Source organism: Bdellovibrio sp. BCCA (assembly GCF_037996825.1).
GTDB lineage: Bacteria > Bdellovibrionota > Bdellovibrionia > Bdellovibrionales > Bdellovibrionaceae > Bdellovibrio.
In genome coordinates this window covers 676651-694407 of the sequence record NZ_JBBNAC010000001.1, presented here as the reverse complement: position 1 = coordinate 694407, position 17757 = coordinate 676651, and the positions used below count along the sequence as shown (strand labels likewise).

The 17757-nt window shown below is 44.7% G+C and carries 15 protein-coding genes; 8 read left to right on the top strand and 7 right to left on the bottom strand.

Going from position 1 to position 17757, the window contains the following annotated elements; all coding sequences use genetic code 11:
- Positions 1 to 40: 40 nt before the first annotated feature.
- Positions 41 to 1069, bottom strand: a complete 1029-nt coding sequence (rfaE1, locus tag AAAA78_RS03480) for a D-glycero-beta-D-manno-heptose-7-phosphate kinase (protein ID WP_340590315.1) — start codon at positions 1067 to 1069, stop codon at positions 41 to 43.
- 97 nt (positions 1070 to 1166) lie between these two features.
- On the opposite strand from rfaE1, the gene AAAA78_RS03475 reads away from it, so the two are divergent.
- Positions 1167 to 2042 (top strand): alpha-ketoglutarate-dependent dioxygenase AlkB, encoded by an 876-nt coding sequence (locus AAAA78_RS03475; RefSeq protein ID WP_340590314.1) that lies wholly within the window; start codon positions 1167 to 1169, stop codon positions 2040 to 2042.
- A gap of 26 nt (positions 2043 to 2068) precedes the next feature.
- Here AAAA78_RS03475 and AAAA78_RS03470 read toward each other — a convergent pair whose 3' ends face one another.
- Together AAAA78_RS03470 and AAAA78_RS03465 are read right to left on the bottom strand one after the other, a co-directional pair.
- Positions 2069 to 2944: a MipA/OmpV family protein gene (locus tag AAAA78_RS03470; protein WP_340590313.1), complete on the bottom strand. Its 876-nt coding sequence runs from the start codon at positions 2942 to 2944 to the stop codon at positions 2069 to 2071.
- Positions 2945 to 2961: 17 nt separating this feature from the next.
- A complete protein-coding gene (locus tag AAAA78_RS03465) occupies positions 2962 to 4671 on the bottom strand; it encodes a hypothetical protein (RefSeq protein ID WP_340590312.1) in 1710 nt (569 codons plus the stop codon).
- A 109-nt stretch (positions 4672 to 4780) separates the two neighbouring features.
- Between AAAA78_RS03465 and AAAA78_RS03460 the strand changes: the two genes are divergently transcribed.
- The 6 genes from AAAA78_RS03460 to AAAA78_RS03435 all read left to right on the top strand — a co-directional run bounded on the left by AAAA78_RS03460 (position 4781) and on the right by AAAA78_RS03435 (position 10251).
- Positions 4781 to 6055, top strand: a complete 1275-nt coding sequence (locus tag AAAA78_RS03460; RefSeq protein ID WP_340590311.1) for a Glu/Leu/Phe/Val family dehydrogenase — start codon at positions 4781 to 4783, stop codon at positions 6053 to 6055.
- Positions 6055 to 7038, top strand: a complete 984-nt coding sequence (locus tag AAAA78_RS03455) for a quinone-dependent dihydroorotate dehydrogenase (protein WP_340590310.1) — start codon at positions 6055 to 6057, stop codon at positions 7036 to 7038. Before AAAA78_RS03460 ends, AAAA78_RS03455 begins: the two co-directional genes overlap by 1 nt.
- Positions 7025 to 7486 (top strand): 8-oxo-dGTP diphosphatase MutT, encoded by a 462-nt coding sequence (mutT, locus tag AAAA78_RS03450; RefSeq protein WP_295905764.1) that lies wholly within the window; start codon positions 7025 to 7027, stop codon positions 7484 to 7486. The genes AAAA78_RS03455 and mutT overlap by 14 nt, the downstream gene beginning before the upstream one ends.
- 5 nt (positions 7487 to 7491) lie before the next feature.
- The gene (locus AAAA78_RS03445; RefSeq protein ID WP_340590309.1) at positions 7492 to 8592 is read left to right on the top strand and encodes a hypothetical protein; all 1101 of its coding nucleotides are present in this window, start codon (positions 7492 to 7494) and stop codon (positions 8590 to 8592) included.
- Positions 8593 to 8596: 4 nt separating this feature from the next.
- Positions 8597 to 9856 (top strand): glycosyltransferase family 4 protein, encoded by a 1260-nt coding sequence (locus AAAA78_RS03440; protein ID WP_340590308.1) that lies wholly within the window; start codon positions 8597 to 8599, stop codon positions 9854 to 9856.
- Between the two features lie 101 nt (positions 9857 to 9957).
- Positions 9958 to 10251 carry an HU family DNA-binding protein gene (locus AAAA78_RS03435; RefSeq protein ID WP_295905738.1) on the top strand — a complete coding sequence of 98 codons (294 nt, stop codon included), beginning with the start codon at positions 9958 to 9960 and terminating at the stop codon, positions 10249 to 10251.
- Between the two features lie 48 nt (positions 10252 to 10299).
- Here AAAA78_RS03435 and AAAA78_RS03430 read toward each other — a convergent pair whose 3' ends face one another.
- The 3 genes from AAAA78_RS03430 to epmA form a co-directional block, all read right to left on the bottom strand.
- Positions 10300 to 10599 carry a hypothetical protein gene (locus tag AAAA78_RS03430; protein ID WP_340590307.1) on the bottom strand — a complete coding sequence of 100 codons (300 nt, stop codon included), beginning with the start codon at positions 10597 to 10599 and terminating at the stop codon, positions 10300 to 10302.
- 150 nt (positions 10600 to 10749) lie between these two features.
- Positions 10750 to 14607 carry a tail fiber domain-containing protein gene (locus AAAA78_RS03425; protein WP_340590306.1) on the bottom strand — a complete coding sequence of 1286 codons (3858 nt, stop codon included), beginning with the start codon at positions 14605 to 14607 and terminating at the stop codon, positions 10750 to 10752.
- A gap of 146 nt (positions 14608 to 14753) precedes the next feature.
- The gene (gene epmA, locus AAAA78_RS03420) at positions 14754 to 15857 is read right to left on the bottom strand and encodes an EF-P lysine aminoacylase EpmA (protein WP_340590305.1); all 1104 of its coding nucleotides are present in this window, start codon (positions 15855 to 15857) and stop codon (positions 14754 to 14756) included.
- A gap of 344 nt (positions 15858 to 16201) precedes the next feature.
- Here epmA and AAAA78_RS03415 point away from each other — a divergent pair, with 344 nt between their 5' ends.
- Entirely contained in the window at positions 16202 to 17341 is a 1140-nt protein-coding gene (locus AAAA78_RS03415) for a hypothetical protein (protein WP_340590304.1), read from the top strand.
- 7 nt (positions 17342 to 17348) lie between these two features.
- On the opposite strand, the gene AAAA78_RS03410 is transcribed toward AAAA78_RS03415, so the two are convergent.
- On the bottom strand, positions 17349 to 17588 hold the full coding sequence (locus tag AAAA78_RS03410; RefSeq protein ID WP_340590303.1) for a hypothetical protein: 240 nt from the start codon (positions 17586 to 17588) through the stop codon (positions 17349 to 17351).
- Between the last annotated feature and the right edge of the window lie 169 nt (positions 17589 to 17757).

Genomic DNA, 17757 nt, shown 5'->3' with positions numbered 1-17757 from the left:
ACAATCCCGTTGTGAGGAGCCAGATGTTATTTGAAAACTCCTAGTGAGCTGTTTGGATGTATTCTTTAAGCTCTGGAATTTCACAAGGCACGCATCCAACTTTGCCAACCACCACACCTGCGGCATAGTTTGCTAGCATGCAAGAGTGAACAAGAGACAAACCAGAAACCAGTCCTAAAGACAAAGTCGCGATCACCGTGTCACCGGCGCCCGTCACGTCGAAAACTTTGCGGGCGTATGTTGGAACTTCCATGATTTCATCACCGGAGAAAATCGTCATTCCGTCTTTTCCACGAGTCAAAACCACTTCTTTGGCACCCGTGATTTTTTGTAGAGCACGACCTACTTCAACAACTTTATTTGGATTGTCACGAAGATCATCAAAATCAAGGCCTGTTAAAACAACCGCTTCATCGTAATTCGGTTTGATCAAATCAACACCAGCATAGAACGAACCCGGATTATTACGATGTGGATCGACCATTAATTTTTTACCGTGCTTTTTACAAATCGCAGACACTTTTTCCACGACATTGCGAGAGATCACACCTTTTGCGTAGTCTTCAATAATCACGCAGTCCGCTTTAGCCACATTCTTTTCAACAGTTTCAATTAAGCGTGCTTCCGCTTCGGCAGACAAATATTTGCGAAGCTCATAATCCACACGCACCAAGTGATGGTGTTTTGCCATCACACGCGTTTTACGTGTCGTCGGACGAGCCTTATCGACAATCATGTAATCCCAGCTCACACCATTTTTCGCAAAAAGATCTTTTAAAAGATTGGCTCCGGTATCATCGCCAACAACAGAAACGAGCATCGCTTCACCACCAAGACTTGCGACGTTTTGTGCGACGTTGGCAGAAAGGCCTAAACGCATGTCTTCTTCTTCCACTTCCAAAACAGGAACGGGAGCTTCAGGGCTGATACGGCGAACTTGACCCAAGACGTACTCATCAAGACCGACATCTCCAATAATGAGGATTCTTTTACCTTTAAGGAAAGGGATCTGATTTAAAAGAAGTTCTTTTTCTTGAGGACCTACGGTCGCCTTCACAGGGGTTGTCATTTTTTCATCCTCCCACGGGTCATTTGTATCCGAAGCAGCCCTCCCTGTCACCAGGTACCTTTGCAGAAGCCCTTAGTTATGATAGACCATTTCTTCTATGTTTAAGCCTAAAGGATCTTACAAGCCCAAATTCCCTCCCAAAGGAGCGGAAAACTCTTCCGGTCGCGCACGCGGCCTGGTTTATAAACAGGGCTACATTTCTCCTCGGGAAAAAGAAGAAATCCTTCAGTATTTAAACACGCTCTACCCGATCTGGGAGATGCGCTATTCCAAAAATAATCCGCCGCCTGAGAACCAAAAACAGCGCCCCTTGTTGCGCCCGGTTTACTGGTTGGGAAACTGGCAGTTTGCTTGTTTGAATTACTATCATCCGCCTAAAGGAATTTATAATCGCTGTGTAAAGGCCGAGGGGTATCCACCGATTTTAGAATACCTTGTGCAGAAAATTGAAACTCTAGTTCATGAATCTTTTGAACCGCGCGATATTCCCCGTGGCTGGCATCTCAACACATGCCTAATTAACTACTACGGAAATCAAATTCAAGAAGACGGCAAACGCCTGGATTGCGCGCGCGTGGGTGAGCACAAAGATTTTGAACCAGGCCCCGTGGCTTCGATTTCTTTTGGTGAGCGCGCTCTTTTCCAATTTGTCTCAAGCAAAGGAACAGAGTCCAGATCTAACGTGATCTTGCAACAGTGGCTTGATGATCGCTCTTTGCAAATTTTCGGTGGAGAGAAATTTAAAAAGCACCTTTTCCATCGTGTGCAACGCGTGGATAAAAAAGAGGGTCACACTTTTCCTCTGAACGAAATTTCAAACTTTGAAACTCGTCGTATCAACTTCACCTTCCGTTATGTTCCTGACGAACACATCGTGCCTTTTAAACATTTGCCCAATGAAGCCCAAGAAGACGTGCGCGGTTATATGGAAAAACTCGCGGAACATTCCGAATTCTTTAAAAGTCAGCTTTAGGAAAAAAGGTACCTGGTACCTTTTTCTTACTGAAACTGCTCGAGGCGTTCCTTACGACGCTCAATCGCTTTATTGATTAGACCTTCTGTGTTTTCAAGAGGAACAGACTGACGTTTGGATTCACCCAGAACATAAGTAAGACCGACTCCATATTCAAAGTTTGAATCCGCTCGATGTAAGGGACTTTTGCGATTCACCGATTGTGAATAATCCGTGTAAGAAACTGCTGCGTAAAGAGTAAAGCGACCTTTGGAAATTCTTTGAAAGTATGTTGCTTGTGTATCCAAAAAACCAGCAACGGCATCATATTTTGATCGCACACTTGTGGCATCTTTCGCCGAAACTTCAAAATAAGTTTTATGAAATTCTTGAGATGCGGCCTTCGCGTTTAATGTCAAAATACCACTTAAGCCCAGCGGAGTTACAAAAAGACCTACCACTTCTTTTTCCCAACGATAAGCCGCTTGCAGATTAAGACTTCCGCCGTTTTGGCGAATGTAAGCGCCATCGATCACAATGGAAGGGAATGCAGCGATTTTAAATTCCCAAGCGTGATCTTGAGAGTAGACCAGTTGAGGTCCAGCCTCTAAAACCAAAGGAAGATTCTCCATGCCTTCACGAGCACGATTGTCAGAAGAATCCAACGGCAACGAACCACTTCCGGAAAACTCCAAGGACCACTTTTCATTTTTTAAAAGATAAGCGCGACCACCTTCGTGATCATCTGCACGCAAAATTTCACCGCGATACTGAAAGGTCGGAAAAGGCAAAAAGAGCTGAGCATACTGATCAGCCGCCGGATAATGGGCATACTGCGCATAACCCGCTCCAAAGCCGTACTCCCATAAGGGTTTGCTTTCTTCGGCAGCCCCTGAAGTCGAGGCTGCACATACTAAAAACAAAAAAAGGAAAATTTTAATTACTGAGCGACAGACCATGTGGCTCTAAGAGCGTACTTGCCGTTTTTAGGTTGAATGCGCAGTTTGAGATTTTGATTCAACCAACGCACAATCATCTCTTGTTCAGAAGCACTCAGCTCTGGATTTAAAAAACGGAAATCAAATTGTGACAATGGCAAACTTAAGTTCATCGACTTCTCTTTGCCTTTGGCATTTTCGACTTCCATCTCGATTGTCACAAATCCTGATTTTTTATTAGGCTCTTGCACTTCAAATTTCACGCGCGAACCTTCATCAAAAAATCCCTCCCACTCTTCGTCGCTCAAATCCACATCCAAAGTTCTCTCGACCATTTTAAATCCGGGAGAGTGTGAAAGAATGTAAGACTGAAAAAGGGACGTAATTGCGTGCCAATCGTAGGGAACCGGAAGCGTGCAGTGCACTCCTTGCGGCAATTCAATCACGCGAAGATTTTTACTATCGATTTTTAAATCTTTGTTTTGAATAAGTTCTGAATTGAGATTGAAAGGCACCGCTGGATCTTGCTCGGTTGCATAAATCAAAACGGGCTGTTCAACTTGTTTGTAGTACTTCCAAAAATCATTCAAGCCCCAGAAGTCAGAGCTGTCTTTCATCTCCGGCGGCAAACGCACACTTGAAATATACGAAAGGCCGCCATGATAAGTGCGGGCAATTTCAGAAATGGCCTTAGAAAGAAAAGCAAAACTGTCATAGGTCACAAGCGCTGGAAGTTTTTTATCAAGGCCCGTCAGACGCTGGCGACTCCACAGATCGACAAAGGCTGATTTTACTCCGCCTTCTGTTAAAGCCACCATTGTTTTTTTCAGATCCACAACGGGACACAAAGCCGTAAAGCTGTTGATCAACGCCCCACTCTTAGGAGAATTGTATTTGTTTAAAAGCGAAGAGAATAAAACGCCATGACCACCAAGACTGATACCAAAAACATGCACACTGTCGACAAGCTGAGAAAGGGGCTCAACGGGATCACTCAACAAACGCGCGACCAAAATATTTTGAATACCTTCGTCGTAACCGCCGAATGAAAATTGATTGTTGTTCGCGACAAAATCAGAACTCGACATGTTTTCAAGCAAAAGCACGTTGAACGGCGATTGTTCAAACAGCATCATGAGCCAGGCGCGCTCAGGTTTAAAATCTTCGACATTCGAAAAAATTCCCAAACGAACAATCACAAGAGGGCGTCGCTTCAAATCTCCCTTCAAACCCAAAAGACCTTTGAGTTTTACATTGCCCGGAAGATTCACAACAACACGACGTAAAAAAGGATGCGTTTGTGGCGCATACTTCATCGTCATCATCGTTTTTAAATTTGTGAAGTAACCGTTGTCGCCTGTCTCTAATTCGCTTCGACACTCTTGGAAGTATTTCTGAACGAGGGCTCCTTGCAACTGCAATGAACCCGCAAGGCGCGGATCTTTCATGCGCTCTTGCCATGTGTCTGGTGAACAGGCCGCACTCATCAGTTTCGGCTCTCCGCGAGGAATCCAGCTCAAGACACTTTCTAAGATGAAGTTCAGAGGCTCGGGATAACGCCCCGGGCTGTCGGCCAGAATAGCTGACTCTTCGGAGGGAAAACTGATCCGCGAGCTTTGGAATTGCTCTATAAAGGCTCGTTGAGGGGTCGCTGCCAGGGCTGAGAAGCCTCCAAGAATAAGACCAATAGTAATAAAACAAGACTGAAGCATAGGCCCATTGTGGCCAATAAGAACCACTGAGTCATCACCTTTTTCCAGAGTGACATTGAGTATTTACTTCAATAGACTTGCACAGTGTATTTTTAAGGAGACACATATCATGGAACACAAGATTGAGCCCTTGTATGACGGGCCTCTGTTCAGAAACGCTATTCAAACTCTCGAAGAAGCGGCAAAGATTATCAACTGTGACCCTAACGTACTTGAGCGTCTAAAAAGACCTCGTCGCGCGATCACTGTATCTGTCCCTGTTCGTATGGACGACTACAGCGTAAAAGTTTTCACTGGCTATCGCGTTCAGTACTCTCCAACTCTCGGCCCTTACAAGGGCGGTATCCGTTATCACCAAAACGTAGACCTTTCTGAAGTTGTCGGCCTTGCGGCTTTGATGACTTTCAAAAACTCTGTTCTCGGTCTTCCTTTGGGTGGCGCAAAAGGTGGTATCACTGTTGATCCCACAAAACTTTCTCGCACTGAAAAACAAAATCTGACTCGTCGTTATGCTTCTGAAATTGCTCCTTTCGTAGGACCAACTAAAGACATCCCAGCTCCAGACGTGGGCACAGATCCACAAACAATGGCTTGGTTCATGGACACTTACTCTCAAGAGCAAGGTGGCTATGCACAACCGGGTGTTGTGACTGGTAAACCGGTTGAGATCGGTGGCTCTTTGGGCCGTAACCACGCAACAGGTTTGGGCGTTGTTTACGTAGCTGAAAAAGCTTTTGAAGTTTGCAAGATGAGCATGAAAGGTTCATCCATCGCGATTCAAGGTTTCGGTAACGTAGGTTCTTTCGCAGCGAAATTCGCTCACGAGCGTGGCGCTCGCATCGTTGCAGTGTCTGACGTCTCTGGCGGTATCTTCAACGGTGACGGACTTGATATCCCTGAAGTGATGGAATACGTGAAAGCTCACAAATTCTTGAAGGGTTATCCAAAAGCAACTCCAATCAGCAATGAAGACCTGCTTGAAGTAAAATGTGACGCTCTTTTCCCTTGCGCGCTTGAGAATCAAATCGACACGCACAATGCTGAAAAGATCCAAGCAAAAATCATCGTTGAAGGTGCGAACGGTCCTGTGACAAATGCAGCGACAAAAATTCTTTCGAAGCGCGGTGTGTTCATCGCTCCAGACGTTATTGCGAATGGCGGCGGCGTGATCGTGTCTTACTTTGAATGGGTTCAAGACATCACATCGTTCTTCTGGGACGAAGATGAAGTGAACAACCGTCTTAAAGGTATTATCACAAAAGCATTCGATAAAGGTTACGCTCTTTCTAAAGAGAAAAACGTCGACATGAGATCTGCTGCGATGGCTGTTTCTGTTCAACGTCTTGAGAAAGCAATGCTTCTCAGAGGATTGTATCCAAGATAATGCGTCCTTGGTTAGTTTTACCACCCCAGTGGGCTCACGACCTGAGCTCACTGGCCTTACCGATCTACTCTCTTGTTCACGGCAGAAAAACTCCGCATTGGAAAAGTTTTACCTGGCGCGATCTGTATTTTGCGAATCCCCTGGGAATTGCCGGTGGAGTTGATAAAAACGCTGAAAATTTAAAAGACTGGTGGGCTTTGGGTTGTGGCTTTGTTGAAGTCGGAACTGTGACTCCCCTTCCACAAGCTCCAAATCCTGGAAAGATCATGGACCGTGATCTGAAACTTCAGGCGATGTGGAATAAGATGGGATTTCCAAGTCATGGCGCAGATGAAACTTTCTATAACCTTGCGTTCTATGCTCCCAACTATCGCACTCCCATTTTCGTTAACATTGGAAAGAATCGCTACACTCCCAACAATCAAGCGGTTCAGGATTATCTTACACTCGTGGATAAATTCCGTCCGTTTGCCGATGCCTTTGTTGTGAATATCTCAAGTCCGAATACAAAAGGCCTCAGAGATCTTCAGAACAAAGAGAATCTGCGTGATTTGATTGGTCCGATTGTGGACCGTGTTTCTCACTTTGAACCGACGCCTGTTCTTGTGAAACTCTCTCCAGATATGGGAGATGAGGCTTTGGCAGAAACAGTTTTACACTGCCAAGAGTTGGGTGTTGATGGCTTCGTGCTAACAAACACAACATTGTCTCGTCCTCCGGGTTGCCATTTTCCTTCCGAGGGAGGACTCTCTGGAGCACCTTTAAAGGAACTTTCGCAGCGCGCATTAAAAGTTGCTGTCGAAAGCTTAGGCAAAAAACGCGAGGGTCTGCTTTTGGTCAGCGTTGGTGGCGTACTAACTCCAGAAGATGTCTTTGAAAGATTGCAAATGGGCGCAGATCTTGTTCAAATTTATTCTGCACTTGTGTTCCACGGACCTAGTTTTTTCCATGACGTGGCAAGAAGGTATAATGACGGACGATAGCGCAGTAGCGACAAAACCTAAAAAATCTAAAATCCGCAAAGGACATTGGATTCCTGTGGTCGCTGGCTTTTTGCGTAAAGATGGTAAAATCTTGGTCGGTCAACGCCCCGAAAACAACTCTCTTGCAGGCCAATGGGAATTTCCTGGTGGCAAAATTGAGACAGGTGAAACTCCCGAGGAAGCTTTGGCGCGTGAGCTCAATGAAGAATTGGGCATTGAAGCCGAAGTGGGCGAACTCAAACTTGCTTGTACACATTCTTACGGAGATGTAGGGATCCTCATATTATTTTATGAAATCCTATACTGGAAGGGCGAGCCTCGGGCCAAGCACCACATGATGCTTGAGTGGATTCATCCAGAAGAGTTGAAGCACCGAAACATCCCTGAGGCCAATCGCAAAATCCTTCATAAGATTTATAAAGCCTTAGGACTTGAATGGCGAAAATAATTCTGGTGAGTAAACATGTGAACGCAACCTCGTGGCAGCTGGCGCAAGCTCTTAAATCCCAGCAGCACGAAGTGGTTCTCCTTACCAGTCACGGCGAAAATCCCGAACACGATACAAATGGCATTGAATTCATGGGATATTTCAAACGCTGGAGCCTTCTTGAAGGTCTTCGCATTATTCCCGGCCTTTTTGGTCTGCAACCGCAAATTCTGCATCTGGTTTTAGACGAAGACAGAATGAATGCCGCGCAAATGATTCTTTCGACTTTTGCGAAATCGCATCCAACGTGTGTTCTAACGACATCTCTTTTAGATATTCGCCATGGACTGACTCGTCGTAACCCTGTCCGTTATTTGATTGAAGAAAGTGACATCATCACTTGTCCTACAGTGGAAGCTTTAGGACAGCTTCGTGGTTTGGATGTCAGATCCACTCGCCAAGGTCGCGGGATTTTGCCGCCGGTTTTGGACCTTAAAAATGAAAACAAAAAAGTCAGCGTGTATAGCGACCAGGAAGAAGATCAGCTCATAAATCTTTTGATTGAGGGGCCTTACGTCGTCATTCCGTTTAGAGAAAATAAATTCAATCCGGAATCTGACAGCTTTATCCGCATTCGTACAATGGCGCAAAAGTATAAAGTGGTTTTGTGGGGATCCTACTCTCACTGGTCTTTGCGAGACCGTAAAAGATTTGCCGCCTGGATGGAAGAGTTCCAATGCGGTCATCACTGGACTGTGACTGGCGATTTGCCGTCGCATTTAAGCAAAGTCCTCCTAGAGAAAAGTACTGCTTTCATGCTTGCGGGCCAAAATTTAAGCCCGGTGGAGATGACTGAATACTATATGCGCGCCATTCAGTGCCATGCTGTTTTGATCTTGGATTCGAAACAAACGAGTGTGCATTCGGATCTTTGGAAAAACACGGTGAATTGCTGGGTTCTCAACCACCACCATTTGCAAAAAGACTTGGTTAAACTTTTGGCCAAGCCTCACCTTAAACTTCCTGAATCTTTATCTGAGCAACTGGCTCAAGACCGTCATTTGATCGATTCGTCTTTGAATGAACTCAATCGTCTGTACAACAAGGCTTTGAATCATCTAAGATAGATTCATGGCCAAAAGATCCCGTCTTCCTGACACTTTAAACATCTGTCTGACTTCGCATCGCTTTCCGATTTTAAGTCGCGCGACAGATCATGGATTTTTGTGGCCGATCGCTCGCGGGCTTGCCAAAGAGGGACATAAGGTCACGGTTTTGGCAGCGACTTCTCCGTTAAAAAAACCTGAAGTTATTCGTGACGGTGTGAGAGTTTTTTATCTGCATGAAGGCGCAAAAAACCTGGCTCACATGAATTTTCAAATGGCTGTGCGCCAACGTTTTGCCCAGCTTCATAAAGAAGATCCGTTTCATCTTGTTCATAGTATCGACAAATCGGGCTACCGCATTGGCAGTCGCAAAGATGATTTGAAAGTCGCGATGGCCTATGACGTTGAAGCCACTCAAATGTCGCAACTTTTTGCGATTCTCGCGATGAAGCAAGACACTTTGGGAAGTATGCTCACGACGGCTCTTGCAACTACTTATAAGTTTTTGACGACTTACTATGGTGGCGATCGTCAGCTGCTTTCAACAGCGGATGGAATTTTCGTTACGAATCCTCAGCAAAGAATCATTCTTGAAAGATATTATCTCTACCCGGATTATCACACTTACACTGTGCCTTACGGAATTGAACTTGGTGATTTAACCCCCAAAGAAAAGTCATTAGAGCTTCGTAAAAAATTGAGCATTCCAGAGAATGCCCATGTCGCTGTGACGATCACGGACATGACGGAAGTTCAAGAGATCATGCCTTTGCTGCGGGCTTTTGAAAAAGTCGCGATCAAAAAACCGAATAGTTATTTGATCGTTGTCGGAAATGGTCCGAAGTTTAAAGACATCGAATTTCAAGTTCTGAATCTGGCTTTGGGAAATCGCGTGGTAATGACCGGAGCCGTTCCCTCCACCGAGATTGAGGATTATATCGTTCTTGGTGATGTCTTCGTGAACATGGGTTCGAGAAGCACGGGTTTTGAACCTTCTACTTTGGAAGCTATGGCACAAAAGAAGGTTGTTTTAGGATCGGAAGTGTCCCCAATTGCTAATATTATTGAAGACGGTCGCGATGGGTTTTTACTGAGACCTGCCGATGTGGACTCGATGAGTAATCTTTTGGTCGAAATTTTCTCAGGAACCATGCCTGCTGAGGAGATCGGCGATCGGGCACGCCAAAAAGTGGTCGATCTCTTTGACACGCCTAAAATGGTCCAGGCGACTCTTGATGCCTACCGTAAAATCCTTCTGAACACAGGTTTGTATAAGAAGCATTGAGTTAAACTATTGAAAAGTGGTGGTCAGACCACCGCACTTCTGTATAATCGGGAGTGTTATCAATACTTTAAGCTTATGTTCTTGATTTGAGGACTGCCGAAATGACAAAAGCGGATTTGATTAATTTAATCTCTGAAAAAGCGGGCATCACACGCGTAAAAGCTGAAACCGTTGTGAACACTATTTTTGATTCTATGGTGGAAGCATTGATGCGCGATGACCGTATTGAGATCCGTGGTTTCGGCTCATTTGTAAATCGTCAGTATGGTGCTTATAAAGGACGCAATCCTCGCACAGGTGAAATCATCAACGTCGACGAGAAAAAACTTCCATTCTTCAAAGTCGGAAAAGAACTGAAAGAAGACATCAACAACGGGCCAGAGAAAAAAGGCTAAAAAAACGAAGGGGCTTTTAAGCCCCTTTTTTATTTCTCGAATTTAGATTTATTTGCACTCTGTTTTAACTACGTCGTAAAAATCATTCGTTTTTATAAATGCAGTCACGCACTGATAAGTCGGAACGTTGCCGTTTACGCGATAAAAACCGCGCACTGTTGTTTGGATCGCTAGATCTGCGCCTTCGACTTGCACGAATTTATGGTTTTCAATCGCGACAGCGCCTTCATCAAAACCCAATGTTTCTAGAACGCTTTCGTTCGTCATCGACCAGATTTCTTTCATTTTCCCTGCGTAAGAAGCAGGAGCCGCAGATAAAACTAATAACGCAACGATAAGCTTTTTCATCGAAAACCTCTTTATATGTGATTGAAGATGCAGAGGTTTTAATAAAGAAAATCACAGAATCAAAGTTAGGATCGCGTTGTTTGTTATTTTTACTAACTAAAACCAAGGAATTTTGCGGATCTTCCTCGAAATTCCCTTAATACGGCTTCCTTAATGAGAGCCCACGGAAGTCGGCTGACGAAGATGCGCTTCAATCGCTTGAAGACGTTTTTCCAAAGCCTCATTGTGTCTTTCAAGAGCTTTGTTTTTCTCTTCCAGAATAGCGATTTGAGATTTTTGTTCAGCGAGTTCCTGATGGATTTTTTGGCTGTCATGGAACCACAACGAATAAAACTCTTTAAGACTTTCAATGATCGGCGAAATGAAGCCCAGATAATTCACTTTTTTCATTCCGGCTTTATCTGTTTTTACTAAATCCGGAAAAACTTCTTCCACTTGTTGTGCGATCACTCCGCGCTGAAGACCTTCGGAATATTTCTGAGGCTCTTTCCAGAAGTAGCTAACACCTTCGATTTTCAAAATATTTTCCAAAGATTTTTGCAATGGATGAATATCTTTTTTCAAACGGCGATCTGAGGGATTCAAAGAACCCGTGTAAGTGATATTTCGGGCCATAATGTCCATCGCATAACCACCGCCCCGATTGTAGAACACTAAATTATTGTTGGACGTCTGGGTTGTCCCGATTTCAAGATCACCTGAAGAATCTCCTCCCATATAAAGAACATAACCAAGACCGTTACGACCTGCCACCTCGCCGTTGACGTCGAGTTTGTAACTTGGAGAGGTGTCACCGATTCCTACTTTGCCATCACCTTGAACACGCATCATGGAATTAAATACTCCGGCATTGGTGTATCCCACGGAAAATGCGTCTTGCGCTTGATTGTTATCCGTAAAATTCACACGTAATTCAGATTGGTCAGCTGCAATATTATAACGTGCCATCCAGATCGGATCGGTCACATCACTGTCTGACGTCGCTGGTGCAGGTCCCCCATGGAAATAAAGATAGTTTCCATATCCAGGTAAAGTTCCCGTATTGGCTGGATTCACGGGGCCAAGTTTAATATTTCCTCCCACATGCAAAGTTGCAAGAGGTGCCGTGATACCAATCCCGACATTGCCAGAAGACGTCACACGCATTTTTTCTGTCGATGCTCCATTCGTAGATGTATGGAATGAGAGAGCTCCGTTATTCGTCGTTGCGGTCGTTGTCCAGTTTTCCTCGGCAAGAAAACGCAAACCTGCGACCTCGGCAATTGTAGAACCATTATAGCCTCTGGTTTGAATACTGCTAAGAAGTCCCGCCGTAATAGCTGTTGGTGCCGCCAAAGTTCCTTTGTATCTCGTCAATAAGATCGACGGCGTGTAAGTATCCGAATAAGTCATGATATTAAAATCATCATTAAGATCCGACACGGCATTGTTTATCATCGTCAGAGCGGAAGTCGGAGCGGTTGTACCGATGCCAACATAGCCTGAGCTCGTCATCGAAAGAATCTGTTTTGATGTTGTTCCAATCGGAGCTTCGTAGTTGAATTGCAAAGTATTTGTAACATCGGAACGTTTGAGCGCAAAACCACTGTTCTCTATTTCATTATTGATTTGAAAAGTCGCATCTTCATTAAGACCGCTCGCAGAAATTCTTCCAACAGCACTGGGCGCTGAAACATGAAGAGCCGCGGCAGGAGACACGGTTCCCACACCTAGTTTTCCATCACCTCTAAAAGAAAATTGTCCCGTTGAACTTGAAGAGAAATCCGCGATAACAAGGGCCCCTGCTCCACCCGTACTTGCGGAACCTGTTGAGACTAAATTCCACGTCTTACCTCCGGTGTCCGTATTTGCAAATAGCACGCGAGTTCCAGCGTTGTAACTCGAAGTAAAGCGGGCCGCATTTGAAGACGCCGTGACATCAAGAGGGTAAGAAGGATTGGGATTTCCAAGACCGAAACTTCCGTCAGTCTTAAGAGTCGCACGAACGACACCATTTGTTTTAAATCCTAAATTTTGGGCGTCGTTAGTTCCCAAAGTTGTTGTCGTGCCGAAAATATTTCCACCGTTAACAAAAGCATCTGGAAAAGGACTGCAGATCATCATTCCGGTAGCATCAAAGGTAATCACATAACCCGCAGAACAAGTAAAAGGCACAAGAGCCGAACCCGTTCCATTCGACGCAATCAAACGATTGGCCGTCATGGATGTTGCGCCTGTACCACCCTTACTGACCGGCACTGCAGAAGAAAACGTGGATGGATCTGCACTGATCGTTCCTGATGATACAGAAAGACCTGAACCGATTTGAACAGCACCTTTTGTTGAAGTCGTCGCATCGTTAATTGAAATCGCCGGAGTCGTCGAGCCAGTGGCAACAACAATAGGAGCTGTTCCAGAGACATTTGTGACAGTTCCGTTTGTTGGCGTAATCCATTCAAGTCCTGACGCCTGCGCCGAGTTTGCAGATAAAACTTGTCCATTCGTTCCCACGGGAAGACGAATGTTGTTCGTTGTATCTCTTGTGATAAGGTCGCCTTTTGTCGTCGCAGGAGAAAGTCCGTTGAAAGCCGCCAGAGCCGTAGCTTGTCCGGTGCCACCATTTACGATGGGCAAAACACCCGTGATTTCCGAAGCAAGATTCACAGCGGCCCCATTGCTTGCAGACGTCAAACGACCTTGAGCATCCACCGTGATATTTGCTCTAGTATAAGAACCTGCTGAAACCGCAGTATTCGCAAGAGAAATAGTTCCCGTCGTTGTGATCGGACCACCGCTAAGCCCTGTGCCTGTTGTGATATTCGTAACAGTTCCTCCTGCATTGGAGTCCGCAGCCGGTGCCCACTTCGTTCCGTCGTATTTTAAAATCTGACCACTTGTTAATCCTGTTGTATCAACATCTACGCCTTTAATTTTATTCACAGAAACAGAGCCGATAGTTCCACTCACATCACCTGCTAAAGACACATTGATTGACTGACACTGAAAAGATCCTGAAACCGAACTCCAATAGGGAGTTTGGTGGGCCGCACAGTTGCCACTGCCTACAGCTGAATTGAATGCCGATGTCGTTAGATAATTTGAAAGTGTCGCTGAAAGTCCCAAGACATCACTTGTTGCAACCGCAGAACTTAACCACTGCGACCCATCGTATTTTAGAAAATGACCTGACGTCGGTGCCGTTGATGAAACAGCCACACCTTGAATTTTTGCAACTGTTGGATTTGGATACGAGCCACTTAAATCTCCTCCGGCCGTTCCCGTGGGAGGACGAGCGTCTGTGAAACGCGCATCATTGCCCGCAGCCACGGTGCCCGCAGTTGTTCCCGTCGTAATTCCTAAAGTTGGAATTGAAGCGGTGCCGCTTTTAGTGAGAGGAGCCGTGACATTGATATCTGCCACCATTCCTGCCCCACCGGCGTCGTTTTGACATGTAAAATTTGTTCCATCAAAAGTTAAGTACTGACCTGCCGTACACGATGTTACCGCGTTTTTTAAAATAAAATCGGCCGCCTGCTTGTCGCCGATTCGAGATGCCGAGTAAGCAAAGTTGGCAAAGGGTACTGAACGAATTGTCGTGTTCGGGGTGACGACCTTCCATCCCGTCCCGTCGTGAAATTGCACACGCAGGACGCGCACTTCATCAAAGGCCGGTGTATAAGTCGTATTTCCTTCGCAGGTATGTTGAACAGAGTTATTAAAAACATCGCGCAAAGAATAGCCTAAAGATGTTGGATAAAGTTTTGTTCCTTCACCAATAGGAATATCAAAAATTCCTTTTGAGCCCTGCATGTTCACGTTGTTGCGTTGTTCGCGATAGAAAACACAAGTGCCAGTTTCGTTCGTAACCTCAAACGCGAAGCTCACGTTGTTATACTCCAACGCGGTTCCATCGGATTTTAAGATCCGGCCCTGGTAGTTTAAAGTTCCCGGAGTCGCGAGTGCCGTAGCACCAAACATTAGTGCGCCTAAAAACAATCCGTGACGTGCCATTCTTTTTATGAGTTCCATAATTGATCTCTTCGGAACAGGCTTTCCAAATCCAAAGTAAATACGCAGAAACACGAAGGACTTTCGTTCCACGAAAATCCAAGTGAATCTCAAGTACGGAGTTCTTCTCAATACAGGTCACGAATAAAACAAAGAGATAATGATGATTACAAAGGGAAAAGACGAAGGTCTGAGATACGCTCTTTTCCGAGTATTGCCATAAATAAACGCTCAACACCGAGAGCGATGCCTCCTGAAGGAGGCATTCCTGCTTCTAGGCATTCAAAAAATTCTTCGTCGAGACTGACGACTTCCTTACGAAGGTCTTTCTTTTTTTCTAAATCTTCGGCTGAGCGCAGACGTTGAATTTCGGGATGATTGAGCTCATGGAAAGCGTTCGCAAGTTCCAGGCCCTTCCAATAAACTTCAAAACGATCTCCCCACCCATCTTCTGTTAAACGCGCCAGAGCCGCTTGATAAGGGGGGTATTTTTCGACAAAGATCAAATCTTCTGGCGGAAGTTTTGATTCGATTTTTTCCATAAAAATCAAAAAGAAAAAATCGTCGATGCTTTCGGCACTGCGCACGTCGACTTGCAACTTCTCTGCTAATTTTTTGAGTTCTTCTTTTGTTGTATCAGGGCGAAGATCGAAATCGCTGTAGGTTTTAAAAAGTTCTGCGATCGAATGACTTTTCACACTGCGCGGGCCGGATACCTTCAGAAGCTTCGTCAAAGTGTGCACCAGGTTTTCCACATCTTTTTTAATACTCGTAAGATTATCAAAAGCTCTGTACCATTCGAGCATCAAAAATTCCGGCTGATGTCTTTCCGTGACTTCACCATTTCGGTAACACGGAGCTATTTCAAAAATCTTTTCTGCCCCTAAAGCTAAAGCTTTTTTGAGATGAAGCTCAGGACTTGTCGGCAAATAAAGTTTTTGTGTACGTGAACCTACTTTTAAAGTCGTAGAGAACACATCAAGACTTGGTTCTGTTCCAGGACAAACAACCAAAGACGGCGTTTTTAATTCGATAAAATCTTGAGAAGTAAAAAAATCACGAAGACCTTGCACGTAGACATTCCAAGTCTTTAGCAACTCAGGATCAAACTGACGATGAGGTAAAGATTTTTTTTGCGGAGCCAGCAGAACGATTTCGTTCGAAGAAACAACGGCAACCAGGTCCCCTTCCATCAAAAACTCTGAATACGGCGGAGCTTTTTCAAATTGGATTTTTCGAGTCTTTTGATCGCGAAGGAGAACCAACTTCAAAGAATCCTCGTCCCGTTCGATTTTATAAATTCGACCAGCAGCCTTAGAATTAGAAGGCATTGCGGGATAGTTTGTCCAAATTTGGGATAAATATTCTTGTCTGGTCACAGTTCGGCTATTTTATAAGCCATACCCAAGACGTGCAAGGCATAAAGAAGCCTTTCATTTCTTCCGACAAGCTTACAATGAAGTTTCTATTGATTTTGACAACATTGATTTCTAATTTGGCTTTGGCTCAATCTGAATTTTGTAAAGATCCTGCGAGCTATTTCAGAAATAAATTTAACGGCAAGTACGTTTCCGAAAAACGCAAACAAATGATAAATTCGCTGAATGAAGAGAAATTGGCTTTAGCTAATTCAAAACTCATCAATGAGCGTTTGGCAAAAGATCCAGAATTTATGCAGTTGGCGAAAGATGCGAAGCTCTTACCTGCTCAATGTCGTCTTGCAGACTGTTCAGATGCATCAATGACGGTGAAAAAAATATCTAAAGCCCTTATGTTGTCAAAACTAGACAGCAAGTATAGCGAAGATCCCAGTGTTGCAGAGTTCCTTAAAAAAGCTTCCAATCATGGGTCAGCCGAAGCTTATTTAAAAAGAAAAATCATACGTGCTATATCAGCCGATGGGGCCATGAGCCCCGAAAATGGCGCGGCTCCGTTTCTGAAAGAAAATGTATATGAATACTTAACACAACAAGCGGGCTTAACCAAAAAGGCCGCTGATGAATTTCTTGAAGACACTATTTTGGATCCGGTCCTTAGAGAGAATTATAAGAGCTATGTGAGCTCTTTAAAGGTGCAAGCCAGTGATTATGTCGATCTCGATGATGGCGCCTCGAATGCATACGAAGGTGGTCAGTTTAGGGCGCACTTAAACCGGGTTGAAATTGGTACAGGAAATCTTCTTCTTTCTCGGTCACATATCTCCGTTATTGGCCACGAGCTAGGTCACCGCATAGATCCCTGTTACAACAACAATCTTGAATATACTGCAACAATGAATTCTTCCTTGAGGCCGAACAATGCCGAAGGAAAATATCCTTTTAAAGAGGTGGTCTCTTGCTTGCGCTCGCCGGAATCGATTTACGCTCAACCTGTTGGCAAACCTCGTACAAACGAAATTTGTTTTGGCTTTAGCACCGATCGTATTGCTGAAGCATTCTGTGATTGGTTTGGGGTGGAACTTATGGTTAAGACCATCTTAGATAATCCAAAGTTAACTCAACAGGAGAAGAAAGATCTTCTAGAACAAGAAATGGTTTTTGGAGCGACACGAACGGATATACATTTTTATGGAGATAAGCGAGATGTCCATTCGTCTTTTAAGGACAGAATCAACAAAATATACTTCGCTCACCCTAAGATTCGCGCGATCTACGGTTGTTCTAATGAAGAGGCGCCTCGTTACTGCAAGCCGCCTTCCCGATACGGAGTTTCTCCAACATCTTCGGAAATAAAATCTTTCAGCGGTACAAAATAAGCGAGACTTAGCGGCAAAGTCCCTGAGTGCGCAAGTTTTCAAGTTGGGAGAGGATCGAATCCATGTCGTTTGCGCCGCCCAAAACGTCTTCATTCACAACGATACGGTGCTTCACCCACGCTCCGTTATAAATTCCCTCGCTCGCCATCGTGCAAGACGGCACGGATGGAATGGCTGCTTGAGCCGACGCGAGGTGAGTTAACATTGCGATCATCATTGTTGTTATTAGAGCGTAAAGGATTCTCATAATCTGCCTCTTTTTACTCTGGGTCTTTATGACACCAGAACCTCCCTGCATCCCATATAAAGCAAACGGCTTGCCAGGAAGTTTTGCTACCAGTTCCCTCAGCGGTCCTGCGAAGTATTACTCGATGCGACTTTTCACAACTGGACGTTTCCGGGTTGTATTTTTAGGT